A 22526-nucleotide genomic window follows, 5' to 3' on the forward strand; every position below is an offset into this window, starting at 1 on the left:
GAAGAACCCCGTCAGGCGTCCGCGCCCGCCGCCAGGTACCGGTCGAGGACCGAATGGAAGTGCGCCACGACGACTTCCTCCGACACCAGCAACAGATGATCGAGTGCCTCGTTCCGCAGGCCTCGCTGCTGGCGGGGCATCTGCTCGTAGTCCTGTTGGAGTGCTTCGAAGTACTTGAACTCGCCGGGCTCCTTCACTTCGAAAGGTGTCGCACGCAGAGCGTCCGTCATCTCGTCGGGCAAATACATGAAACTGATGATCTGCCAGACGCACCGATTGGGATCCCCTTCCGGATCCGGCTGCGCGAGAATAACAGTGGCTTCGCCGGCCCTGACGGTCATGAAGAAGTTGGGGAACAGGACCCAGCCGTGATTGTCGCTCATCTGCGCGTCGGTGAGGCCGTCGACGTCGAGGCCGGTCTCTGTCAGAACTTCACGCGTGGCCTTCTGGAGGATCGTCCGCGCCGTGACGCCATCCGGGAAGGACAGGGGTTCGCCGTCGGTTCGGTGACTGTCTACGATTTCCTCGAACCGTGGGAGAACCCGCATGAGGGACGGAAATGTCTCGGGCAGTTCGCGAATCCCCTGAACCTGTTCTTCGGGGGTGTACTTGTCGACGTGCGCGACCTCAAACGGTGAGCACGACACCGCGTGACGCTCGAGCAGGCGATACCTACTCTTCTCCGATTCGATTGTCATGACGCGCAACAATTGCGGATGAATTCCGGAGATGTGATAGCCCTCGGAGAATGCATCGACTACGACTTTCCAGTTACAGTCGATCTTCTCGCGCACATCCATGACGGTGACCATCCGGTCGAGGTGGTACGGCTCGAGCATGTCGAGCACTTCGGCACCGAGATAGTCGCCGAGCGACTCTGCCTTCGGGTCCGGGTTGAGGAAGAGGAATCCCGCTGCGGTATCCACTGACACCTGAATGAGCGAGTTCTTCGATTTGTCGATCGGGGCTAGGTCTTTCTCCGCCAGGATCCCTTTCAGCGCGCCCTCGAGATCGTAGGACCACAAATGGTACTGACAAAGGAAACCACGCTTGGAATTCCCACTGCCGTTACACAAGGGGTTGCCGCGATGCCGGCAGGCATTGACGAAGCCGCGGACGACACCGTCGTTACCGCGAACGAGAATGTACGACTGGTCGAACAGTTCGAAGACCTTCCAGTCCCCCACCTCGGGCAGGTCTGCTTCGCGGCCGACCACCTGCCAGATTTTCATCCAGATCGACTCACGTTCGCGTTGCTGAACTTCAGGCGAGACATAGCGATCGGTGGAAATTTCCATATTGAAGCGTCCCGGTTCGAGATCAGCGAGTCGGGGCGCGGTATCGACCCAGTCCCCCGGGCGATTCGACGTCACGGGCTGTGTGGACGTCATGGCTGCACACTCCTTCACATTCGACGAACGATGCGTGGTTACACGGATGTTGAAGCAAAGCTGAAGCAGATCGGACAGCTGGTACGGCTCGGCCGAGCAGGCCGAGTGAGCCTCACACTGCTCGCTGGGCTGCGCGAGCACAAGAATCAATCGCGTGATTGATTCCATATGATGCAGCTCACACAAAGGGTTGTCAATGCCCGGTTCTTCCGCAGGCGCCCGCCTACTCGGGCACTGCGCCGGCGGGCATGCAATGCTTGGGACTCGGTCCACATATCCCGGAGGTGCCCGTTGTCGTCCGCGTCATCGCAGCTGGGCCGGCCGGTCGGAACCAAGAGCGAGGTAACGCGACGTCGCATCCTCGATGCCGCGATGCGCTGCGTCGGCGAAGTAGGGTACTCGCGAGCGACAATCCGCGAGATCGCACGGTACGCGGACATCACGAGTGGCAGCCTGTACCACTACTTTCCCAACAAGGCCGAGTTGGTCAAAGCGGCTTTCATGGAGATCGCGCAAGTGTCCCTTCCACGTCTGGCTGCCGCCGCAGACCGCGCCGAGGGTGTTCTGGACAAGCTCCTCGCCGTCTTCGACGAAGGCGCGGCGGTTCTGTACGAGAACCCTCACTCGGTGGCCTTCGATCGGGCGCTGCGAATGGAGAACGCCGAGCACCTCCATCTCAGTGAGAACAGCGACGTCATCTTCACGTCGTTGCACAGCGTGATTACCGGGATCGTCGAACAAGCAGCCGAGGAAGGCATACTCAACACCGACATCGACGGGGCAACCGACGCGATCTTCACGGTCCTCCGCGGCCTGCACGACCACGCCGCGACGGCGACCCCCGAGCAATACGAGGCCACGCATCATGCGGTCAGGATGCTGATTCAGGGCTCGTTGTTCAGCTTCCCCCGTCACTCGTCCGGACACTCGACCCGACCGGGGCAGGGCTCGGCTACGTCAGGGGCGTAGCGAACACGAAGTCGTTGTTCGCGTACCCCAGTGGCGGCCCGACGAACTCCCCACCGCAGGTCACGAGCATGAGGGTTTCAGGGCCGTCGAGGCGGTTCAGTTCGCCCAGGGGTAGTTCGCCGTCCTTACCGACGCTCATCACCCGATCGACCCGGTACCGCCGCGACGATCCGTCGCCCAGTTCCAGAGCCACCTCGTCGCCCTCGGACAGGCCTGCGAATCGCGCGGCAAAACCGTCGCCCTGCGCGATGTCGTCGATGTGCCCGGTCACCACGATCGAGCCTGCGCCCGATCCGGGCAGCGACGAATCAGCCCACCACCCCAGCCGCGACACGTCCTGCGGCGGGAGCAGTACCCCGGCGGCATCGGTCGCGACCGGGTCGGTCGGGGCCGAGGTGTCTCCGATCGTCAGCGTGATCGGAGCGGCCGGATCGTCGGCGATCACCACGACCGGAGGTGGCATGTCGTGCTTGCCCGGTTCCTGCGGTGTCGACCGAGGCGCGGAGTCCGCGACGGACTCTGTGGCCTCGGCGCAGCCGCCGGCGAGGAGGAGCGCAACCCCCGCCAGCGCTGCGATGACTGTGCGCGAACGCATCTCAGTTCCTTTCCACCGGCCCGGCAGGAATCGAGCGGATGGGGACGCGCACCGCAGGATTGCGGAAGATCGGCCCCTGCTGCTCGGGCATGTTCAGCGCCTGAACGGTGAAGAAGTCGTTCTCCGTCGCGTAGAACGTGATCGGCCCGGTGTCGGCGATGTAACCATCCGGGGCAGCGATCTCCTTCGCCACATAGCATCCGGGGACGAGGGCGAGCGGGATGTGGCCGTCAGGCCCGCTGACCTCCCGATGGCTCCACTCCGACTGGCACGGACCCACCACGAAGATCGCCCCCTCCAACGGTTCTCCGGAGATCCTGTCCATCTTGACGATGCGGCCGTGCGCGGTCGGTACCGGTGGCTCCGGTGGCAGCGAGAAGTTCAACGTGAACTCTGCGGTGCGAACCACGCCGGGGGCGTCGAGTTCCGCAGTGAACGGGCCGCCGTACACGAGTGCCGTGTCGGCCGGGATCGTCGTCGTCTCCACTACGTAGCAACCCAGCGGGAACTGCGCCGACGCATTGCCATTCATGTCTGTGGTCAGATAGCCGTACGGCACGTCGTCGACGCAGGACCTTACGGACGACGTCACACCGGCGACAGGATTCCCGGCATCGACGTGACGGGCCCGGACCGCGATCGTGCCCTCACCGGGCGGCGTCCAACGAGCAAAGACGAATCCCACGTTCTGGACCTGGCCGGGGGTCGTGAGATCGACCTGCCACGGACCCGCCGACGCGGGGTCGTACCCGTCAGGGAAACCCGCCAGCGACACCACGTAACACCCGAGCGAGACGGAGACGCTCGCGGTTCCATCAGGGCCCGTTGCCGGTGTACCGACGATCTCCCCGGTTTCACAACGTGCAACGGCGACGGACACGCCCGCGATCGGCTGATCGTCGGACAGCGTCGCCGCGCGGATCGCGACCGTCCCCATCTCGATCCCGACATCCGGTGGCGGTGTGGTCGGAGTCGTTGGATCGGACGGTGTGGTCACGGGCGGTGTGGTGACGGGCGACGTGACCTCCGGATCACTGACATCGTCCCCGACCGTGGTGGTGGGGAGTGCCGGCGCGCTGGTCGTCGTGGTGGCGGTGGGCTCGACGTCCGTCCCCGACGGTTCTGCGCCCGCAACGCCGGCGACAGCGACGATCAGTGTCGCCCCGAAGAGTGCGGAGAGGATGCGTGAGGGTGCTCGCATGGTGGGTGCCTCCTTCGACGATCGAAAGGTGGGTACCCCGACATGGGTGTGGTCGGCCCCGCCGCCCTGCCCGTTAGCATCGCGAGCGACTCGAGACCGAGCTGTTGCCACTCCGACACCACGAAGTGTCTTGCAGTCGCCCACGATCTTGGGCGCGCCGAAGACGACCCGCGGAGCGGGTGCGGTTGCCTAAACTGGGCGGAGGCAACACGAGGAGCAGGTCGATGTCCGATCGCACCGCATCACGCACCCGGCAGACACCCGTCGCGGAAACGCCGGACGCCATTCGCAACGTCGCGCTGGTCGGATGCAGCGCCACGGGAAAGACGACACTCGCGGAATCGCTGGCCTTCGCATCGGGAGCGATCGGTCGCGCGGGGCGCGTGGTCGACGGCACCACGGTGTCCGACTACGAGGAGATCGAGCAACAGCACCGGCGCTCGGTGCAGCTGGCTGTGCTGCCCCTCGAACGGAAGGGCATCAAGATCAACTTGATCGACACGCCCGGCCACCCCGATTTCGATGCCGATCTCCGCGCTGGGCTGCACGCCGCCGACGCCGCGATCTTCGTCGTCTCGGCCACCGACCCCATCACTGCCGCGACGCGCGCATTGTGGCGCGAATGTGACGAAGAGAAGATTCCACGCGCGATCGTCGTGACCAAACTCGACATCGCACGGCACAGCTACGACGAACTGCTCGAGCAGTGCCACGATGCCTTCGGTCTCGGCCCCGACACGGTGCGCGCGTTGTTCTATCCGGTGTTCGACGGGGATCGTCCGGTCGGGTCGATGGGCCTGCTGACCGGCCGTAGCTACGGTGAACCCGGTCCGTGTCCGGTTTCCGACGCCGCACGCGAAAGCCTGGTCGAGGCGATCTCCGGTCAGGACGACACACTCATGGAACGGTTCGTCTCCGGCGAAGAGCTCGATCCGGATTCCTTGCAAGACGGCCTCACTCGCGAAATTCTCTCGTGCGCAATGCACCCCGCAATTCCCGCAACGGACACTGGCGTGGGCGCCGTCGAGCTGCTCGAATTGATCGTCACTGGATTCCCCGACCCCACCCACCGGCTGCGTGGAGCTCCCCCATGCAATCCCGACGCGCCACTCGTGTCTCAGGTCGTTCGGGTGACCGGAGATTCGTACGTGGGCAGGATCAGCCTGGTCCGCGTCTACGCGGGCACGTTGCGCCCGGACACGACGGCGACGCTGACAGGAAGCGACCACTCGGCTGAACGCATCCCCGCACTGACGAATCCGTTCGGCAAGCAGCAGCGCCCCGTCGGTGAGGCCGTGTCGGGTGATCTCGTGTGCGTGGGCAAGCTCGCGACCGCGCGCCCCGGTGACACGCTCCACGACCCCGATCACCCCGCCGACCTTGCGATGTGGCCGATACCCGAACCACTCCTCCCGCTGGCGATCGAGGCGCATTCACGCACCGACGACGACAAGCTGTCCCAGGCCCTGTCACGGTTGACGGCCGAAGATCCCGCGGTGCGTGTGGAACAGAATCCCGACACCAATCAGGTGGTGTTGTGGTGCACCGGGGAGGCACACGCCGAGCTGGTCGCCGACCGGCTCCGCAACAGACACGGAGTGCAGGTCGATATTGTCGAACATCGTGTTCCACTTCGCGAGACGTTCGCGGCTCCGGCCTCGGGGCACGGGCGCCTGGTGAAGCAGTCGGGAGGACATGGCCAGTACGCGGTGTGCGACCTCGAGATCGAGCCCCTCCCCGTGGGCAGCGGGGTCGTATTCGAGGAACGTGTCGTCGGAGGCGCGGTTCCGCGGCAGTTCATTCCGTCTGTGGAGAAAGGTGTGCGGGCGCAGACCGCCAAGGGGGTGGCGACAGGTAATCCGATGGTGGATGTGCGGGTCACACTCGTCGACGGCAAGGCCCACTCGGTGGATTCGTCCGACGCCGCATTCCAGGCAGCCGCCGGCCTGGCGCTACGCGATGCCGCATCCCACGGTGAGACCCGACTGCTCGAACCGGTCGCTGCGGTGCGGGTGACCGTGCCCGAGGAACATCTCGGGTCGGTGCTGAGCGATCTATCGGCACGCCGGGGCCGGGTGCTGGGAACCGAATCTCCCGGCCCGGGCGTCGCACTGCTGCGCGCGGAGGTGCCCGAGCTCGAACTCGGCCGCTACCCGATCGACCTGCGCGCGATCACTCAGGGCACCGCCGACTTCGCTCGGGGTTATCTGCGGCACGAGCCGATGCCCGCATCGCTCGCCGCACAGTTCCTCGATGGGAAAGCACCGACTCGTTCGTGAGAGGGGTTTCCCGGCGCACCGAGCCGGGTACCGTCGGACGCAAAGACCCGCACGACGAAAGGAAGACCATGTCCGACCCCGATCGACGTGCACACGACAACGATCTGACCGGCGACAACCTGTCTCGGCTCATCGACGACATGGAAGAGAACGTCAAGAAGGAACGAGACGAGGAGGGAGTTCCGGGGAATCCCACCGACCGCGAGCAGACCGAGAAGGTCGAACCCGATGACCAGGCCCCCTCCTGAACCGGATTCCTAGCCCGCCGTGTTCGCGGCCGTCTTCGACGCGAGTTCGATGAGTCCGTCGACGCGGTAGCCGGGCCATCCGTGAAGCATCTGCTTCCATCGTTCCGGCACCGCCGATGCGCCCCAGCGGGCGCCGAGGAGGCCGCCGGCGATTGCGGCGGTGGTGTCCGTGTCGCCACCCGCGCGCACCGCGGACTCGAGTGCGTCGGCGAGGTGATCCGGTCCTGAGTCATCGGTGTGGGTGATGGCCCACCACGCGACCTGCAGTGCGTGCACGACCCAGCCGTTCTTGTCGAATACTTGTGCAGTATCTGCCTTCTCGGCCTCGTCGAGGAGTCCTCCCCAGAAATCGGCCACCTCGTCGGATGCTCCGTCGAGATACAGTCGGGCACCGTCGAAGTTGCCGTGCAGCACGGCGTGACGGATCGCGTACGACCACAGGCGACACGCTTCGATGGCCTGAGGGTCGTTGTGGGTCAGGGCACTGATGTCGCCGGCCGCGGCGACACACGCGTCGACGTCGTGCAGGTAGGCAATGCCGACGGGCGCGGTGCGCATGAGCGACCCATTGCCCGCCTTGCGTCCCGGAAGTTCGAGGGCATACTGCCGCATCGCCGCGGCCGACCTCGGCCGCGCGGAGAGCACGGCCCGCGTCTGGTTGCCGATGTCCTTCGGGTGGGTGTCGTACCAGCGCACGAACTGCGCTGCGACGGCATCGAGCCCTTCGCCGTGCCCGATCGTTCGTCCCGAGGCGGATACCTCGGCAATGGCGAGGGTCATCCAGGTGTCGTCGGTCCACTCCCCCGGCGCAAACGGGCCCAGACCTCCGCCGATCATGTCGATCGCGAGGTCCGTTCGCGGATAGGTGAATTCGTATCCCGCGCCGAGCGCATCGCCTGCCGCTGTTGCCACGAGCACTCCCGCGACACGATCCGTCTGCTGCATATCCAGTTCCACAAGGCCCCCTTTGCTCAGTATTGCGCTAATGAAGTTAGCGCATGTTTGATTTAATGTCTACGTGAGCAAGAATCCCGGGTCACCGAGCAAGCCACTCACCGACTATCCGCGCCCCTCGGTCGCTGTGGACGTGGCCGTACTGACCGTCATCGATGAGACCGTGAAAGTGCTGGTGGTCGATCATCCGCGGGGACGCGCGCTACCCGGGACGTTCCTGCATCCCGGTGAGCGTCTCGCCGACGCCGCACGTCGTGCACTCCACGACAAAGCCGGATTCGACAGCGTGGAGTTCCACCAGATGGCAATGCTCGATGATCCCGAGCGCGACGACCGCGGCTGGGTCCTGTCGATGGCTCACAACGCAGTGGTGCCGTTCGAGCGCTTCCCCACCGGCGCACAGTCGGTAGCGGTGGCAGATACCGGGATACTCGCGTTCGACCACGCCGAGATCGTCACCCTCGCCGTCGACGATCTCCGTCGCCGCTATTCGACGGCGGTCGATCCGTCGGGGTTGATCGGAGACGAGTTCACCATCCTCGAACTGCGCCGCCTGTACGAGGTGATCTACGGGCGCCGATTCCCGAAGGACACCTTCCGACGCCACCTGTCACACGGCCTCGAAGCAACGGGCGAACTCAGCCGCGAAGGGGTGGGCAGACCTGCCGAGCTCTACCGGAAGACACACGCGCCGCTGCTTCCAGGTGCAGCGCCTTTCCTCTGGAACCGGTCCGGCTGATGGGCGAGCGCATCTACGTCGTCACCCATCCCGAGGCGACCCATCACGTCGACGGTCTCGTCGGCGGCTGGTACGACTCCGCACTCACCCGGCGTGGAGTGGTTCACGCGCACGCGATCGCGGCACGACTGTGGGACCTCGTTCCCCTCGGTTCGGTTCCGGCTTTGTACACGTCGGATCTCGCCCGCACGACCGAGACCGCCGGCCCCATCGCGGAAGTATTCGACGTCGAACCCACCCTCCTTTCGGACCTGCGGGAGAAGTCCTACGGAGTTGCGGGTGGGCGTCCGCAGGAGTGGCTCGACGCGCATTTCGTCGCTCCGCCTGCTGTCGGAGAACGCTTGGATCACGACGAAGGAATCGAAGGAGCGGAGACAAAGCTCGAATGTGTCACTCGCGTCTACCGAGCCATGGATCGAATCACCGCCGACAACACGGAACATCGCATTGTCGTCACCCACGGTGGTTCGCTCAGTTGGGTCATTGCCGCCTGGCAGCGACTTCCGATCAGCGCATGCGCGTATGTGGCCTATCGCGCCGGCCCTGGAAGCATCACGGTGCTCGAGCAGGACGACGTCTTCCACAACCGCACGCTGCACACTCTCGGAGATCTCGGCCACCTGACCTGACGCAGGGCAGCGGTGGCTGTCTTTATGATCTGGCGTGAACTAGGCGACCAACTCCGGTCTGTTCCCTGGTATCGGTGTCCGGAACAGATCGATGCTCGCGGGCGGAATGAACTGCGGCCGACGCTCTTCGGTCATCTCGACTTCCCAGTCGGTGTGATGCATCAACCGGTGATGATGTCCGCACAACAACACCAGATTGTCGAGGTCGGTATCACCACCATCGACCCAATGCCGCACATGATGCGCATCCGCCCACGCCGGTGGGGTGGTGCACCCCGGGAAAGCACATCCGCCATCTCTCACAGTCAACGCTCGGCGTTGCGCCCTCGTCGCGGAACGGTGCGTCCGGCCGTGCGCCAACGGCACGCCGTGTTCATCGAGCAGGATCCGAGTGACGTGGCAGTCGCAGGCGAGCATCCGGGCGGTGTCGATCGACAGTGGGCCGGCCCACGGTTCGGTGGCGTAGCCCTGTTCTGGGGAGTTCGCGAAGAGTTCTTTGATGGCGGTGTTCTTGGTCAGATCCGTGATCGACGCGGTGACCGTCACGTGCGGTTTCACACCGCCTTCGACGGGGACGAGTCCGGCGGCTTCGACGCACTGCAAGAGTTGCTCGAACGCATCGGCGGTGCGTTTGGATGCCGGTCGGTCGTCGGTGATGCCGTTCGTTTCGGGCCTCGGTGCCGACAGTGGTGAGAGCAGGTGCCGCAGGCGTGCTCCGGTGACGGCATCGAAGTCGCCTGTGATGACGACCCTGCCGTGCAGGGTGGTGGAGACGAACAGTTCGTTGCGGGTCGAATCTTCACCGGGTGGTGGACCATCGCCGGTGCCGTAGAGGTGTTCGAGGCGGCGGATCAGGGCGCGGACGGTGGCTTTGGTGGCGACTTTCTTGCTGGCGTGGTCGATGAGGATGGTGCGGGCTTTCTCGAAGTCGCAGGGGTTCATGGTGCGTGGGTAGTGCTGGCAGAAGTAGGCGATCTGGCGGGCTTTGTCTGCATCGAGCAGCCCCGAGTGGTATGCCTCACGCACTTCCGGTTCGAGCCGGAGGAGCTTCGCGAGTGATTCGATGCGGTGGCATTCACCGAGTTCGAGGTTCGTTGCTGCGGCGAGCCAGTGTGCGGGGCTGCGGTAGCCGTGGTCTTTGACGGTGTCGCGTTCGTACATCGCGATCATCAGATCCACGCGGTGCACCTGCGACGCATGGATTTCGGCGGAGACGGCGAGCGTCTCGGCCCTCAGTTGCTTGTTGTCGAGTTTCCAGAGTTCCCCACCCATGACCGAATTCTATCGAACTGACATTCGAGTTTCAAGATCAATGCGAATATTTGTTCGATATCTTGCCGAGCGCCGTACACATCAGTGCCGTGACCGTCATCGCCGCGATGCCGATCCATGCCGCAGCGGTGTAGGCGTCGTTTGTGGGAAACAGGTCACCGACAGGGGTGCCAGCGGCGAGCGTCAGGCCGCCTACCGCACACTGCCGAGTGAGAAGCCGATGCTGCGGACGACCTGATTGACGCTCATGGCGCTCGCGGTCTCGCGCTGAGGAGTGACTGCGAGGATGACAGCGGGCATAGCGGCCGAGAAGCTGCCGACACCGAAGCCGAGGATCGCCATCGCGACCAGTAGTTCGACGAAGTTCGAGCGTGCGCCGGCGAAGATTGCGAACGCGGCGAGAACGACGAGGGCGCCGGTCGCCAGGAGGGTCGGCGCACCGAACCATCGGCGCATGCGGGGGGTGGTTTTCCCAGCCACGAAGCCGAGCAGAGAAAACGGAATCAGCACGAGTCCGGCGACAAAGGTCGTCAGACCGAAGCCGTATCCAGCGTCGCCGGGAGTTTGGGCGTAGCGGGTGACGAGGGTGAGCAGCAGGTACATCCCGATACCGCCGACGAGCATGACGGCGTTGGCGCCTGCGACCGCAGGGTGCCGGAGGAGTCGCACATCGACCAGCGGCGCGGTGCAGCGTAGTTCAGTGTGAATCCAGACTGCGAGGAGAAGCACCGCGAGGACGGTAAGGAAGGCTGCCAGGCCCAGATGCCGGGTCCATAGTCCGGTTTCGCTGACCAGGAGCAGAACGAGGACAAGTCCTCCGGTCAGTAGGAGTGCGCCGGGCAGGTCGACTCGAGCCAATCGACCTGCGGGTGAGGTGGGGACGCTGCGCCAAGCCGCCAGAAACGCCATCGCGGTCACGACAGCGCCGAGACCGTAGGCAGTGCGGATGCCCCCGAGTTCGGTGAGCAGCCCGGCCAGTGGGTAGCCGATACCGATACCGATGGTTGACGCGACGGACAGCAGTGCGATGGTGGCTGCCGCGCGGCCTTCGGGCAGATGATCGCGCGCGACGCCCATCATCAGTGCGGTCAGGCCCAGGCCGATGCCTTGAGCGGCGCGGCCGACGAGTAGCCACGCGAACGGCAGTGGTGCCGCGGTGAGCAGGCTGCCGGCGGTGACGACCGCGAGTGTGGCGAGGACAGTGCTCCGTCGGTGGGCGCCCGCTCCGAGACGCCCGAGGATCGGGGTGGCAACAGCGCCCGCCAGCAGGGTGATCGTCAGGGTCCACTGCGCGCTGGCAAGGGAGACATCCAGTGTGGTGGCGACGCTGGTGATCAAGGGCGCACCGAGACTGCCGATCGCGGCGACGACGAGCGCGATGAACACCAAAGACGGGACCAGCAGTCGCGACTCGTGCGTCTCGGCCGCGCTCGCCGGTGTGTTCATTTGTTGTTCTCGTCGGTGATGTGGTCGAAGAGTCCGGCGTGGATATGGGTCGTGATCCCGGCGGCCCAGGGCGCGTCGACCTCGTGGGCTTGTAGAGCCGCTCCCGTGTTGAGGAGCATGCCGAAGGCGACGAACGACTTGACCGTGACCGGGTCGAGGCCGGTGGTGTCGGTCACGACCGACCACATCCGGGCGACGCTGGCACGGACAGCGTCGCGGACGTCTGGGTCGCCGCAGGCGGCGAAGCCCTGAAGTTGGAGCAGGAGGGATGTTCGGTCGGTGAGCATGTCGTTGTAACGGCTGCCCATGCGGGCGAGTGCCTCGCGTCCGGTCTCTTCTCCAGCGGCTTCCCTCATTCCGTCTGTCAGTCGGTCGAATGCTGTGACCATCACTTCTTCGAACAAGGCCTTCTTTGTCCCGAAGATTCGGAAGACGTAGGCCTGGGTGATCTCGGCTCGGCGAGCGATGTTATCCACCGAGGCCCCGTGCAGGCCTCCGCCTGCGAACTCGTCTGCGGCGATCCGAAGGATCTGCTGCCTGCGGTCTGGTCCGCTCATTCGTTGACGTCGAGTCATGGACATCAAGTTACTAGTAACTAACTACGTACTTAAGGGGGTCGGTCGGGCGCTGTGCGTCATGCAACGCGCAGGCTTGAGTGCGGTGCACATACTGAGCGCCGTCGACCGGTCGTTCCGGCGCCGGAGGCGACCTCCTTCCGTCAGGGTGTAGAGACGAGGGCTGTCGCGATCTCCGCAGCAACCTCGACATTCCCCAGATACACCGCAACGTTCGTGTCGAGCGTGGCGCCCCCTGTCCCGCGGTGCATGTGGTCGAGCAGGAACGGCGTCAGGCCTTTCCCTCTGACACCCGCGTCCGATGCTTCCCGCTCCGCGTCGGCCAGCACACGATCATGCAGGGCAGGATCCACCTGCTTGTCGACCGCGACCGGATTCGCGATGAGCACCGCCGACCGCAACGCCAGACCGTCGCGGGCACGAGCCACCGCAGCTGCTTCCTGTGGCGAGTCCACTGCGTCGACGACGCAGCCGCTGTCGCGCACATAGAAGCCCGGGAATCGGGTGGTGCGATATCCCAGCACGATCACGCCGAGCGTCTCGAGGCGTTCGAGGGTCGCGGGCACATCGAGGATGGATTTCACTCCTGCGCTCACGACGAGAACCGGAATAGACGACAGCGCAACAAGATCTGCACTCTCGTCGAAGGTCGACGATGCACCGCGATGGACTCCGCCGAGACCACCGGTCGCGAACACCCCGATCCCCGCACGATGCGCGAGCAAGGCAGTCGACGCCACCGTCGTTCCGCCGTGCAGCCTCTTCACCGCCGCTACGGGCAGGTCGCGGATCCCGGTCTTGACCGTCCCCGCATCCGCAGCCTCGATGATCTCGATCTGATCGTGCGACAAGCCCACGGTGGGGACGCCCGCGACCACGCCGATCGTCGCAGGGGTGACGCCCGCATCTCGCAGCAACCGTTCGGCGTCGAACGCCACCTCGAGATTGCGCGGACGAGTCAGCCCGTGTGTGAAGATCGTCGATTCGAGCGCCACCACGGGCCGCCCCGAAGCGACGGCAGCGCGCACCTCGTCGGCGATGGCGATCCGCTCGGTCATAGGCCGACGATAGGCGTCATCCGTCTACTCGACGTCCCAATCGAGCCAGGATCCGCGACTGCCGGTCGTCGGACGCGGCTTCCACCCCGGACTTGCAGACACCGTCCATGTAGAGGGAGTCGCCGAAGCTGTCCGCTCCGCCTTCCATCCGGTCCAGTTCGGCATCGGTGAAGGTCACCGGGATCCCTGCGCTCTGCCCGATGTCCCACCGATGTACGAGCAGATCGAAGATGTAGAACTGTTCGAACGTGGCCCCGAGTGTCGTGGGTCCGAAGTACCCCTCGTAGGGTGCACGGACGAGCTCGTCATCGGCCAGCACGGCTGCGACGCGAGCGGTGTGTTCGTGCCATGCGATGGCAGGATCGTCGAGATCAGGACGGTCGCCGACGTCGACTCCGCGACCGGCGAGGAAGTCGCGCTGGGTGTCGACGATGTGGGCGACGACGTCGCGCGTCGTCCATCCCTCGCACGGCGACTTCGCCTCCCAGGCGGTCGATTCGACCGCGTCGATCACGGCGGCGAGCGGATCGGTCGCTTCTTCGTGTCGGAGTGCTGTTGTATTGGTAGGGGCTGTAGTCATGACTTGACGGTATTTCTACGGAAGGGGCGGGGTATTGATGAAACCCGACACCGATCCGGTCGACGGCTCGGACCGTCAGCCGATCGAACGCGCCCATCTGAACGACCCGACGGACACCTCGAGCCGAGTCTTCCGATATCCCGCCTCGTCTGACCTTGCAGCATTGATGCGCCGATACTGGATTCCTGTGTGGTCGGTGCCCGAAGGCCAAGACTCCGTACAACGCGTTCTGCAGTACCCGGTGTGTCTGGCTGTCGTCGCGGAAGACTACGCACGCTTCTACGGCATCACCTCGGGACTGTCCCGCACCACTCTCGCAGGCGACGGATGGGCCGTCGGGGTGATGTTCACCCCGGCTGCAGGCCACCTGCTCACACGTACACCGGTCGCGGCGTTCACCGATCGGTTCGTCGACCTCAGCGAAGTCTTCGGCGATAGCAGCACACGCCTCGCCGGCAGCGTCCGCGCCGCGATGGCCGACGCCCCCCGATCCCCCGAGTCGCATCGTGTCTCCATGGATTTGTTCGACGACATGCTCCGTCCGTTCGCCACGATCGACGACGAAGGTCATCTGATCAACGAGGTGGTGGCCTTCGTCGAGGACAATCCCGACGTCCTGCGCGTCGAGCAGGTCCGCGACGAATTCGGATTGTCGGAGCGGGCGCTGCAGCGCCTCGTGCATCGACGGATCGGTTTGACGCCGAAGTGGTTGATCCAGCGTCGCCGGCTCCAGGAGGCGGCCGGCCGATTGCGCGAGCGCGCGACACCGCTCGCCGAGATGGCCGCGCTCCTCGGGTATGCCGATCAGCCGCATTTCGTGCGCGACTTCGCGAAGGTCGTCGGCATGACACCCGCGGTCTTCGCGCAGCGCTACGGACTCTGACGGTGCTGGTGGTCAGGCGGGTTCGCCGGTCGGGTCGTGCCCGGGCGCGCCCTGTTCGGTTCTTTCGTGTTCGGCGATCGCCTTCGCGCGGACATGGTCCGGATACCAATCGGTGAACTTGATCGCGCACACCATCGCTCCGGTCTGCAACACCCACCCGGTCCAGATGTTGTTGTTGTCGTCGAGAATCGCATCGCCGTACCAGCCTGCGGCCGCCGCAACAGCGAACGCCACCGCCCACGCCCCGGTGATGATGTAGTTGGTCTTCACGAACACTGGGGTATTCCAGTATTCCGGTTCGACCATGTCGCGCGCGTACTGAAGCGTGAAGGGCACCCGAAACAGGATCGATCCGATTGCAATGAGAACCAGAGTGATGTTCGCGATCTCACCGACCCACTTCTCCAACCACACTTGCCCGTCGACGGTCAAGAAGAAATGCAGAATGAACAGGCCCGCGAAGAAGAGGACGTCGACGGCCCCGAGTATCTTCAGCTGCTTGCCTCGGATCCTGTCGTACACGACGAAGAACAATGAGATGGCCAGCGCCACGGCGGAGACCCAGCCGGTACTTCCGGGCCCTTCGAATATTGCGAGAAAGATCCAGGGTGCAAGGCCTGTCAACGGTCCGTCGAATATCTTGTCGAGGGTCGACGCCGCCCGCCCCTGTCCCGGAGATCGAGCGGCCTTGTTCACGGAATTGTCAGCCATGGCTGCCTCATGTGTAGCGACATTGGGAACCCGACCCACACTCAGGGTAAACCTGTCATGATGGCCGAATGTCTCATTCGGTCACTTCGACTGCATGACGGTCATATTCGGTCCAAGTATCCTGACGCCATGGCAGCTGATGAGTCCACGCTCGAAGCCCTGTTCGGAGACACCGGAGTCGCCGCGCTTGTCACCCTCAAACGCGCGGGGAGACCACAGCTCTCGAACATCCTCTACCACTACGATCACCGAACCCACACGTTCTCCATCTCGATCACCGACACCCGCGCGAAGACGAGAAACATGCGCCGCGACTCCCGAGTGAGTCTGTTCAAGGACTCCGACGACGGCTGGTCTTACGCCGTCGCGGAAGGCAACGCCGAACTGTCCGACGTGGCGCGCACTCCGAACGATGACGCGACCGAACAACTCGTCGTGCTGTACCGGCAGGTCCAGGGTGAGCATCCTGATTGGGACGAGTTCCGCGCGGCGATGGTCGACGAACAACGATTGGTTCTGCGAGTGCGTGTCGATCGGTTCTACGGCGTCGCCAGGTAGCTACCCGGTTTCCACCATCTCCACCCGCACCCCCACCAGCCGCACCTGCCGCTCGTGATCGAAGCGTTCGAGCAGCGACACCGCTGCCGTCGAGATCACCGAAGGATCCAGTGTCGGATCCGGCAGCGCGCGGCTGGTGGTGCGCGTGAAGAACGGTGCATACCGGAGTTTGACTTCGACCCGTACGCCGGGCCGCTTCTCGGCCCGGATGTCTTCGGTTACCCGCTCGGCCAACCGCCGTACGTGCTCGGCGACCTCGCCCCAGTCGGTGACGTTGTGCTGGAACGTCGTTTCCCTGCTGTGCGACCGCGCCACCCACGGTTCGTCCGACACCTCCGCGCTCCCCGCGCCCATACCGAGGCCTACGAGCCACGGCCCGATCTTCGGTCCGAACCTGGCCGCCATGTCCTCGACCGACGACGCAGCCAACTCTCGAACCGTACGAATTTCCAAGGCCTCCAATTTCTTCGCGGTCTTCGACCCGATCCCCCACAGCGCGATCGGGCGCAGATCTCCCATCACCGCAAACCAGTTGTCCTGGGTCAAGGTGAATTGGCCCTGAGGTTTACCGAATCCGGTCGCGATCTTCGCGCGCAGCCTGTTGTCGCCGATCCCCACCGAACAATGCAGGCCCGTCGAGTCCAGCACCGCTTGCCGTACGACCGTCGCGAATGTCTCGGGATCGTCGGAATCCACCCCGAGAAACGCTTCGTCCCACCCCAGCACTTCCACCGTGACATCCAACTCTCGCAGGGTATCCATAACCCGTTGCGACATTTCGTTGTAGACGTCCGCGTCGACAGGCAGGAACACTGCGTCGGGGATCTTGCGGGCCGCGATACGCAGCGGCATTCCCGACCGCACTCCGAACTTGCGGGCCGCGTACGAGGCTGTCGACACCACGCCTCGTTCGGTTGGGTCGCCACGCCCACCGACCACCACCGGCTTTCCGGCAAGGTCGGGGTGACGAAGTACTTCGACGGCAGCAAGGAACTCGTCGAGGTCGACGTGCAGGACCCAACGCACATCGTTCACGCTACCGTCGGAATCGGACCTACGAACCCGATATTGTCACCAGCGTGACCGACCACGATCAACTCTGGAGGCTGGTGCACGCCGAACGGTCGGCGCTGGCGGACGACCTCGCAGAACTCGATTCCGCCCAGTGGGCGTGTCGGTCACTGTGCGGTGAGTGGACGGTCGAGCAGGTCGTTGCACATCTCACCGCGGTCGCAAGTGTGGGACCTCTGCGGTGGGTCGCAAGTGTCCTCGGCGCCCGCTTCGATACCGACCTCCACAACGCACGACGACTTGCAGAGCACCTCGGCACCACACCCGACGACACCTTCGCGAACTTTCGACGGGTGCTCACCAGCACCACAGCTCCGCTCGGCCCGACCGCGGCATGGCTGGGTGAGGTGGTCGTGCACGCACAGGACATTCGTCGCCCCCTCGGCATCCCCCGCGCACCGGCCATCGAGGTAACCACAGAAGTCGCACGCTTCTATGCGCGAAAAGACTTCGCGGTGAACAGCGGAACCGCGGCCGACGGGCTGCGACTGACCGCAACGGACAGTGACTACACCACGGGTTCAGGGCTCGAAGTCAGCGGTCCGACACTGTCGTTGACCATGGCAATCGCAGGTCGCGGCGCCTACTGCGACGACCTCACCGGGCCCGGTGCGGAAATGCTTCGCGCGCGCTGTTCGTAACAGCTCACCCCAGAAGCCCCACCGCGATACACGCGGCGACCAAGACGATCACCACAACCAGATCACCCATCCCGAGTCGGGGCCATGTCCGCGCAACGGGTCGAGGGCCCCGCACCGACAGAGCGTCCCCGAGATCACGCACCTGCCGCATCGACACCGACGCCACCGCGCCCACCGCGTCGATGACCTCGTTCCACGAACCACGCGGCGACGGTATGCCGGCCCGCCCCCGCAGGCGTCGCGCCGCGAACAACATGCGCAGCTCCCCGCGGATCGACGGCAGCACCCGCAGCGCCAACGCGCAGGTGGTCACCCATTCGTCGACCGGGATACGCACCAGGCGCAGGGGCGCCAGGAGGACCGGGAGGGCGTCGACGAGCTCCGACAACCGCGTCGTCCACCCCACCAGCGACGCAAGAACCAACAGTGCGATGCCCAGCAGCGTCGCGCGGATGTACGTGTCGATACCTCCACCGATCGCATTGATGACCCCGAAGAAGACGAGGAACGCGAACACCCACCATGGGATGGTCGGCACCACCCCGCGCGGTATCCGCGCGACGAGCAGACCCGCGAGGAGCACGGCGACGATGACGCCGAGTCCGGCCCACGACGGCTGGAAGCTCACCACCACCGACAGCACCGCGGCAGCAATCACTTTCGTGCCCGCCCACACGCGGTGCAGGGGTGTCTCGCGCGGAACCGGTCGCAGCAGGATCAGGGGGCGACGCTGACGTTGCTTCTTCATCACGCGACCGCCTTCGTTCCGTCATCGACGACGGTGCCGTCCTCGAGTACCACGGTGCGCGAGCACACCTCTTCCATGCCGTGCAGGTCGTGGGAGATGACGATGATCGTGACGTGTTCGACGGTCCGCAGGTACACCAGGATCGAGATCAGTTCGTGTCGGCCCGCGGTGTCGAGGCCCGCGAGGGGCTCGTCGAGCACCAGCACACGCGGTGCCCGCGACAGTTGCGCGGCGATCGCGACGCGTCGCATCTCGCCGCCGCTGAGCTGATCGATGGGTCGAACCGCGAGGTCGACGCTCAATCCCACCCGCTTCAGGACAGCAGCGACATACCGGTGGTCGGTGCGGTCCAGACCCGCGACCTCGGAGATCTCGCGCGCCACGGTGGGGCGTTGAAGCTGTAGCCGTGCCTGCTGGAACACGAGTCCGACCTCGCCGCGCACGTTCGCGGTGGGAGTGTCGTGCACGGTGCATGTGCCGCTCGTGGGTCGCAGCAGACCCGCGATGGTCCATGCCAGGGTGGTCTTGCCCGACCCGTTGGCGCCGACTACCAGGACCCCCTCCCCCCGACCGACGGTCAGCGATACATTGCGCAATGCGGTGTGCGCCCACGGCGTGCGCGCCGCATACGTGTGGGTGACCTCGCGGAGTTCGAGGGCCGGGAGCCATTGCGCCGGCGGGGCGGCAGGGATCGCCTCGCGCCGCGGTGTGGGAGCGGACGGGCCGACGATGCGTCCCCGTTCCAGATGTACGACGCGGTCGGCCCGTGCGGTTTCGTCGTCGAGGTGGGTGATGAGCACGACGGTGGTGCCGCCGGCGGCGATCTCCCCGAGCAGGCCGATCAGCGCGGTGCGGCTGTCGGCGTCCACCATCGCGGTGATCTCGTCGGCGATGAGCAGTTTCGGTGAGCGCGCGAGTGCGGCGGCCAATGCCAGTCGCTGTTGCTGCCCGCCGGAGAGATCTTCGGTGGCGCGGTCGGTCATGCCCTCGAGTCCGACGCGGACGAGCAGGGCGTCGATGTCGATGTCGCTGCTCGTTCCCCAGCGCAGGTCCTCACCGACCGTGCGGCCGAGCACCTGGGCCTCCGGATGCTGGAAGACCAGCACTGTCCCGTCCGGCGCGCCGAGCCCCACGGGGCCGGGCCGATCGACGAAACCCGATGTGGGGTCGAGGCCTGCCAGGATGCGGGCCAGTGTCGATTTGCCGGAGCCGTTGGCGCCGACAACCGCGACGAACTCGCCTTCGGTGATCGTCAGGTCGACGGCGCACAGCGCGTCGACGGTCGCATTCGGGTAGCGGTAGGAGACCGAGTTCAGTTTCACGGGCAGCGGGCCGGGTTCACGTTCGGTGGTCCGTTCCGGCCATCCCGCCTGTTGACGAGGCCAGGTGCTGCGCCGTGCGACGGATGCGAAGACCCCGAATGCCAGCAGTGCTGTCCCGACCACTCCGAGGACGACGGCGCTGCCGATCCACAGCCACCAGTAGGTCACGAGGAAGTCGATGGTCTCGTTCACCACGCGGCTCAGCTCCGGATCGGACCCGGCTGCCTCGAACGTGGTCAGCACGCCGCGCATGGTGTTGACCAGTGCCTCCAGCAGCAGGATACGGGTCTGTTCGAAGACGACCAGCAGCCCGACGACCGCCGCGGCCACTGCCACACCCATCGGTACCGAACAGGCGAAGATGACGAATACCGCCGATCGTCCCCAGCGGCGTTGTGCGAACCCCACAAGCGTGCCGATCGATGCGAGCAGCACCACTGCCGCGACCGCGAACGGCCCACCTGCGATCAGCGCCACGACACCCGCTGCAGTGGTGGCAGCGATGACGGTGCGCACGCGACCTGTGATGGCGAGGAACGCGACGGGCAGCGCGACCAGCACCTGCGCGATCCCCACCGGAATCAACCCCGCGACCACCGACAACACCGCAGTGAGCGCTCCGAACACTGCCGCGGCGGCAAGCTCGGGCGGTCGAAGTGGTCCTCTGGTTCTGGGTCTGGTCGCCGCGTTCACTGGGCCCAGTCTGCCAGCCCTACGCAGTGCTACTCGAAAGCTCGCTCCAGAGCGTCGAGTTCGGCGTCGAGACGATCGAGCAGAGGTTCGAGCCTCGGTACGGCGCGACTGCAGGATGTCAGACCGAACGCGATATCGTCGTCGGTGCTCGTACACGTGATGTTCAGGGCCTGCCCATCGACGGGCACCGACAGCGGATACACCGCGTCGACGCGCGCGCCGTTCCAATACAGCGGGTGAGCAGGACCGGACACATTCGACACGATGATGTTGAACGGCGGCCGCGGCAGCGCACGGTTCCCCGTGACCATGCCCACCGCGAGCGGCGCGACACCGAGTGCACTGGTCGCCAGCCGCGACACCGATGGCATGCCGCGCATCGCATCTTTGCCCTGGGTCGTGGATTCGCGGATCGTCGTCAGTCGCTCGACCGGATCCACGGTGTCGGTGGCGAGGTTGCACATGAGCACGCCCACCTGGTTTTCGGAACACTGTTTGTCCGGTCGCAGACTCACCGGGACCATCGCCACGAGCGACCTGTCGGGCAGGGCGTGCTGGTCGAGCAGGAATGAACGCAACGCTCCTGAGGACATCGCGAGCACGACATCGTTGACGGTGGCACCGGCTGCGGTAGCGACCGCGCGGAGTCTTTTCAGAGGCCATGACCGTCCCGCGCATCGGCGTGCACCGCTGATAGGGACGTTGACGACGGTGTTCGGTGCCGCGAGCGACAGGGACCCGCCCCGGCCGCGCACTGCTCTGTCGACCGTCCCGGTCAGCGCGGGCACGAGGCCTAATGCCTCGGAGGCCACGGTCCGTGCCGCCGCGATCACGGACTCCTGCAGCGCACGCGAAGCCCCCTCGGGTCGAGTCGGCACCAGTGCGTCCATCGGTGCCCACGGGGCGGGCATGTCGGTACGCTCCGAATCGGCGCTCATCGCGCGACGGAGCAGTTTCATTGCACCCACGCCGTCGGCCAGCGCGTGGTGGATCTTGGTATAGACCGCGTATCGACCGTCCGCGAGACCTTCGATGAGGTGCATCTCCCACAGCGGCCGGTCACGGTTCAGCAGGGTGCCGTGCAGTCTCGACACGAGATTCCACAGTTCGTCGAGGCCACCGGGTGTGGGCAAGGCGTCGTAGCGCACGTGGTGGGACAGATCGAAGTGCTCGTCTTCTTCCCACGCCCACTGCCCGAGAGTCGCAAGGGAGCGCACAGGACGCCGACTCCACAGTGGGTCGGCGTCGGGTTCACCCAACGCCCTGTCGAATGCCGCACGCATATCAGGTGCGTCGCCGCCGTCCGGTGGTGTGAAGAGGATGAGTCCACCCACGTGCATGGGGTGTTCGCGTGACTCTCCGAGGAGGAACATCGAGTCGGTCGGCGACATCGGCAGTCGAACGTGCACGCTTACCTCCGCTCGCATTCGCGAGCATGCTGTTGGCGGGCCCCCTGCGACCCGACCGTGATCGTTTCTCCACGGCGCCCCCGCGCACGATATGTGAAACGTCACTATTACTACGCCGTTCCGTGACCTGGCGCCAGAGTGCCGAAGGGCCTCATTCGGACAGTCGCTCAGCCTTTTGCCCGGTTTGCCCTCTACGGGACACATCGAGGTCCATATGTCCCGTAGCCCGCGCCCCTCCACCGCCACCGCTCCCCCGATATGTTCCGCGTGACCGCCCTATCGTGGGTTCGCCGCGAGCCTGGGCAGCTTCACTCTGTTCGGGGCGCTCGGCTGGACCGCACTCGGATCGGAGGTCGGGGCACTCGGCCAGTACTCACTCGGACCCTGTACTCACTCGGACGTTGCCTACGCCGTCGTGCGACGCATGCGGTCGACGGCAGAGCACAGCACAGCACAGCACAGCACAGACGAGTAATGGAGCGCTCCAGCTCGGTAATGCGCAGGTAATAGCACGAAAGCCCCTCCCACAGAGGTGGCCGATGGGTGTATGTTCT

Annotated in this window: 22 protein-coding genes; 8 read left to right on the plus strand and 14 right to left on the minus strand. The window is 65.2% G+C overall.

Annotation, left to right across the window (positions count from 1 at the left end; translation table 11 throughout):
- Positions 1-11: 11 nt before the first annotated feature.
- Positions 12-1391, minus strand: coding sequence for an aromatic ring-hydroxylating dioxygenase subunit alpha (locus tag EV641_RS06260; protein WP_132471176.1), 1380 nt, complete (start codon positions 1389-1391; stop codon positions 12-14).
- Between the two features lie 291 nt (positions 1392-1682).
- On the opposite strand from EV641_RS06260, the gene EV641_RS06265 reads away from it, so the two are divergent.
- Positions 1683-2360 carry a TetR/AcrR family transcriptional regulator gene (locus EV641_RS06265; RefSeq protein ID WP_241996884.1) on the plus strand — a complete coding sequence of 226 codons (678 nt, stop codon included), beginning with the start codon at positions 1683-1685 and terminating at the stop codon, positions 2358-2360.
- Here the strand turns inward: EV641_RS06265 and EV641_RS06270 are convergent.
- On the minus strand, positions 2344-2955 hold the full coding sequence (locus tag EV641_RS06270) for a class F sortase (protein WP_132471178.1): 612 nt from the start codon (positions 2953-2955) through the stop codon (positions 2344-2346). The genes EV641_RS06265 and EV641_RS06270 overlap by 17 nt on opposite strands.
- Position 2956: 1 nt before the next feature.
- The gene (locus EV641_RS06275; protein ID WP_054712808.1) at positions 2957-4156 is read right to left on the minus strand and encodes a prealbumin-like fold domain-containing protein; all 1200 of its coding nucleotides are present in this window, start codon (positions 4154-4156) and stop codon (positions 2957-2959) included.
- A 224-nt stretch (positions 4157-4380) separates the two neighbouring features.
- Between EV641_RS06275 and EV641_RS06280 the strand changes: the two genes are divergently transcribed.
- Together EV641_RS06280 and EV641_RS06285 are read left to right on the plus strand one after the other, a co-directional pair.
- A complete protein-coding gene (locus tag EV641_RS06280) occupies positions 4381-6435 on the plus strand; it encodes an elongation factor G-like protein EF-G2 (protein ID WP_132471179.1) in 2055 nt (684 codons plus the stop codon).
- Between the two features lie 68 nt (positions 6436-6503).
- Positions 6504-6683 carry a hypothetical protein gene (locus EV641_RS06285; protein WP_054712836.1) on the plus strand — a complete coding sequence of 60 codons (180 nt, stop codon included), beginning with the start codon at positions 6504-6506 and terminating at the stop codon, positions 6681-6683.
- Positions 6684-6692: 9 nt separating this feature from the next.
- Here the strand turns inward: EV641_RS06285 and EV641_RS06290 are convergent, their stop codons facing one another.
- Positions 6693-7628, minus strand: coding sequence for an ADP-ribosylglycohydrolase family protein (locus EV641_RS06290; protein WP_054712839.1), 936 nt, complete (start codon positions 7626-7628; stop codon positions 6693-6695).
- Between the two features lie 73 nt (positions 7629-7701).
- On the opposite strand from EV641_RS06290, the gene EV641_RS06295 reads away from it, so the two are divergent.
- Complete coding sequence (locus tag EV641_RS06295) at positions 7702-8376, plus strand: NUDIX domain-containing protein (RefSeq protein ID WP_132471180.1); 675 nt, start codon at positions 7702-7704, stop codon at positions 8374-8376.
- A complete protein-coding gene (locus EV641_RS06300) occupies positions 8376-9005 on the plus strand; it encodes a histidine phosphatase family protein (protein WP_054712814.1) in 630 nt (209 codons plus the stop codon). Before EV641_RS06295 ends, EV641_RS06300 begins: the two co-directional genes overlap by 1 nt.
- 39 nt (positions 9006-9044) lie before the next feature.
- On the opposite strand, the gene EV641_RS06305 is transcribed toward EV641_RS06300, so the two are convergent.
- From EV641_RS06305 to EV641_RS06325, 5 genes are all read right to left on the minus strand, one after another.
- Positions 9045-10277 carry an HNH endonuclease signature motif containing protein gene (locus tag EV641_RS06305; protein ID WP_132471181.1) on the minus strand — a complete coding sequence of 411 codons (1233 nt, stop codon included), beginning with the start codon at positions 10275-10277 and terminating at the stop codon, positions 9045-9047.
- 192 nt (positions 10278-10469) lie between these two features.
- Complete coding sequence (locus EV641_RS06310; protein WP_199233160.1) at positions 10470-11723, minus strand: MFS transporter; 1254 nt, start codon at positions 11721-11723, stop codon at positions 10470-10472.
- The gene (locus tag EV641_RS06315; protein WP_054712817.1) at positions 11720-12280 is read right to left on the minus strand and encodes a TetR/AcrR family transcriptional regulator; all 561 of its coding nucleotides are present in this window, start codon (positions 12278-12280) and stop codon (positions 11720-11722) included. Before EV641_RS06315 ends, EV641_RS06310 begins: the two co-directional genes overlap by 4 nt.
- A gap of 161 nt (positions 12281-12441) precedes the next feature.
- Positions 12442-13356, minus strand: coding sequence for a pseudouridine-5'-phosphate glycosidase (locus tag EV641_RS06320; RefSeq protein WP_132471182.1), 915 nt, complete (start codon positions 13354-13356; stop codon positions 12442-12444).
- A gap of 16 nt (positions 13357-13372) precedes the next feature.
- On the minus strand, positions 13373-13936 hold the full coding sequence (locus EV641_RS06325; RefSeq protein WP_054712819.1) for a maleylpyruvate isomerase family mycothiol-dependent enzyme: 564 nt from the start codon (positions 13934-13936) through the stop codon (positions 13373-13375).
- Positions 13937-13973: 37 nt separating this feature from the next.
- Here EV641_RS06325 and EV641_RS06330 point away from each other — a divergent pair, with 37 nt between their 5' ends.
- Positions 13974-14819 carry an AraC family transcriptional regulator gene (locus EV641_RS06330; protein ID WP_132471183.1) on the plus strand — a complete coding sequence of 282 codons (846 nt, stop codon included), beginning with the start codon at positions 13974-13976 and terminating at the stop codon, positions 14817-14819.
- A gap of 12 nt (positions 14820-14831) precedes the next feature.
- On the opposite strand, the gene EV641_RS06335 is transcribed toward EV641_RS06330, so the two are convergent.
- Positions 14832-15530: a hypothetical protein gene (locus EV641_RS06335; protein WP_132471184.1), complete on the minus strand. Its 699-nt coding sequence runs from the start codon at positions 15528-15530 to the stop codon at positions 14832-14834.
- 129 nt (positions 15531-15659) lie between these two features.
- Here EV641_RS06335 and EV641_RS06340 point away from each other — a divergent pair, with 129 nt between their 5' ends.
- Entirely contained in the window at positions 15660-16088 is a 429-nt protein-coding gene (locus tag EV641_RS06340) for a PPOX class F420-dependent oxidoreductase (RefSeq protein ID WP_054807233.1), read from the plus strand.
- Here EV641_RS06340 and EV641_RS06345 read toward each other — a convergent pair whose 3' ends face one another.
- A complete protein-coding gene (locus tag EV641_RS06345) occupies positions 16089-17123 on the minus strand; it encodes a DNA polymerase IV (protein WP_132471185.1) in 1035 nt (344 codons plus the stop codon).
- A gap of 44 nt (positions 17124-17167) precedes the next feature.
- On the opposite strand from EV641_RS06345, the gene EV641_RS06350 reads away from it, so the two are divergent.
- Complete coding sequence (locus EV641_RS06350; RefSeq protein WP_054712829.1) at positions 17168-17800, plus strand: maleylpyruvate isomerase family mycothiol-dependent enzyme; 633 nt, start codon at positions 17168-17170, stop codon at positions 17798-17800.
- Between the two features lie 4 nt (positions 17801-17804).
- Here the strand turns inward: EV641_RS06350 and EV641_RS06355 are convergent, their stop codons facing one another.
- From EV641_RS06355 to EV641_RS06365, 3 genes are read right to left on the minus strand one after another with little or no spacing between them, the layout of a single operon-like run.
- On the minus strand, positions 17805-18548 hold the full coding sequence (locus tag EV641_RS06355; protein WP_054810015.1) for an energy-coupling factor transporter transmembrane protein EcfT: 744 nt from the start codon (positions 18546-18548) through the stop codon (positions 17805-17807).
- A complete protein-coding gene (locus EV641_RS06360) occupies positions 18548-20563 on the minus strand; it encodes a DUF2232 domain-containing protein (RefSeq protein ID WP_199233161.1) in 2016 nt (671 codons plus the stop codon). Before EV641_RS06360 ends, EV641_RS06355 begins: the two co-directional genes overlap by 1 nt.
- A 29-nt stretch (positions 20564-20592) precedes the next feature.
- Complete coding sequence (locus EV641_RS06365; RefSeq protein ID WP_132471362.1) at positions 20593-21954, minus strand: wax ester/triacylglycerol synthase family O-acyltransferase; 1362 nt, start codon at positions 21952-21954, stop codon at positions 20593-20595.
- Between the last annotated feature and the right edge of the window lie 572 nt (positions 21955-22526).

Origin of the sequence: Rhodococcus sp. SMB37, assembly GCF_004345605.1 — a bacterium.
Lineage (GTDB): Bacteria > Actinomycetota > Actinomycetes > Mycobacteriales > Mycobacteriaceae > Rhodococcus.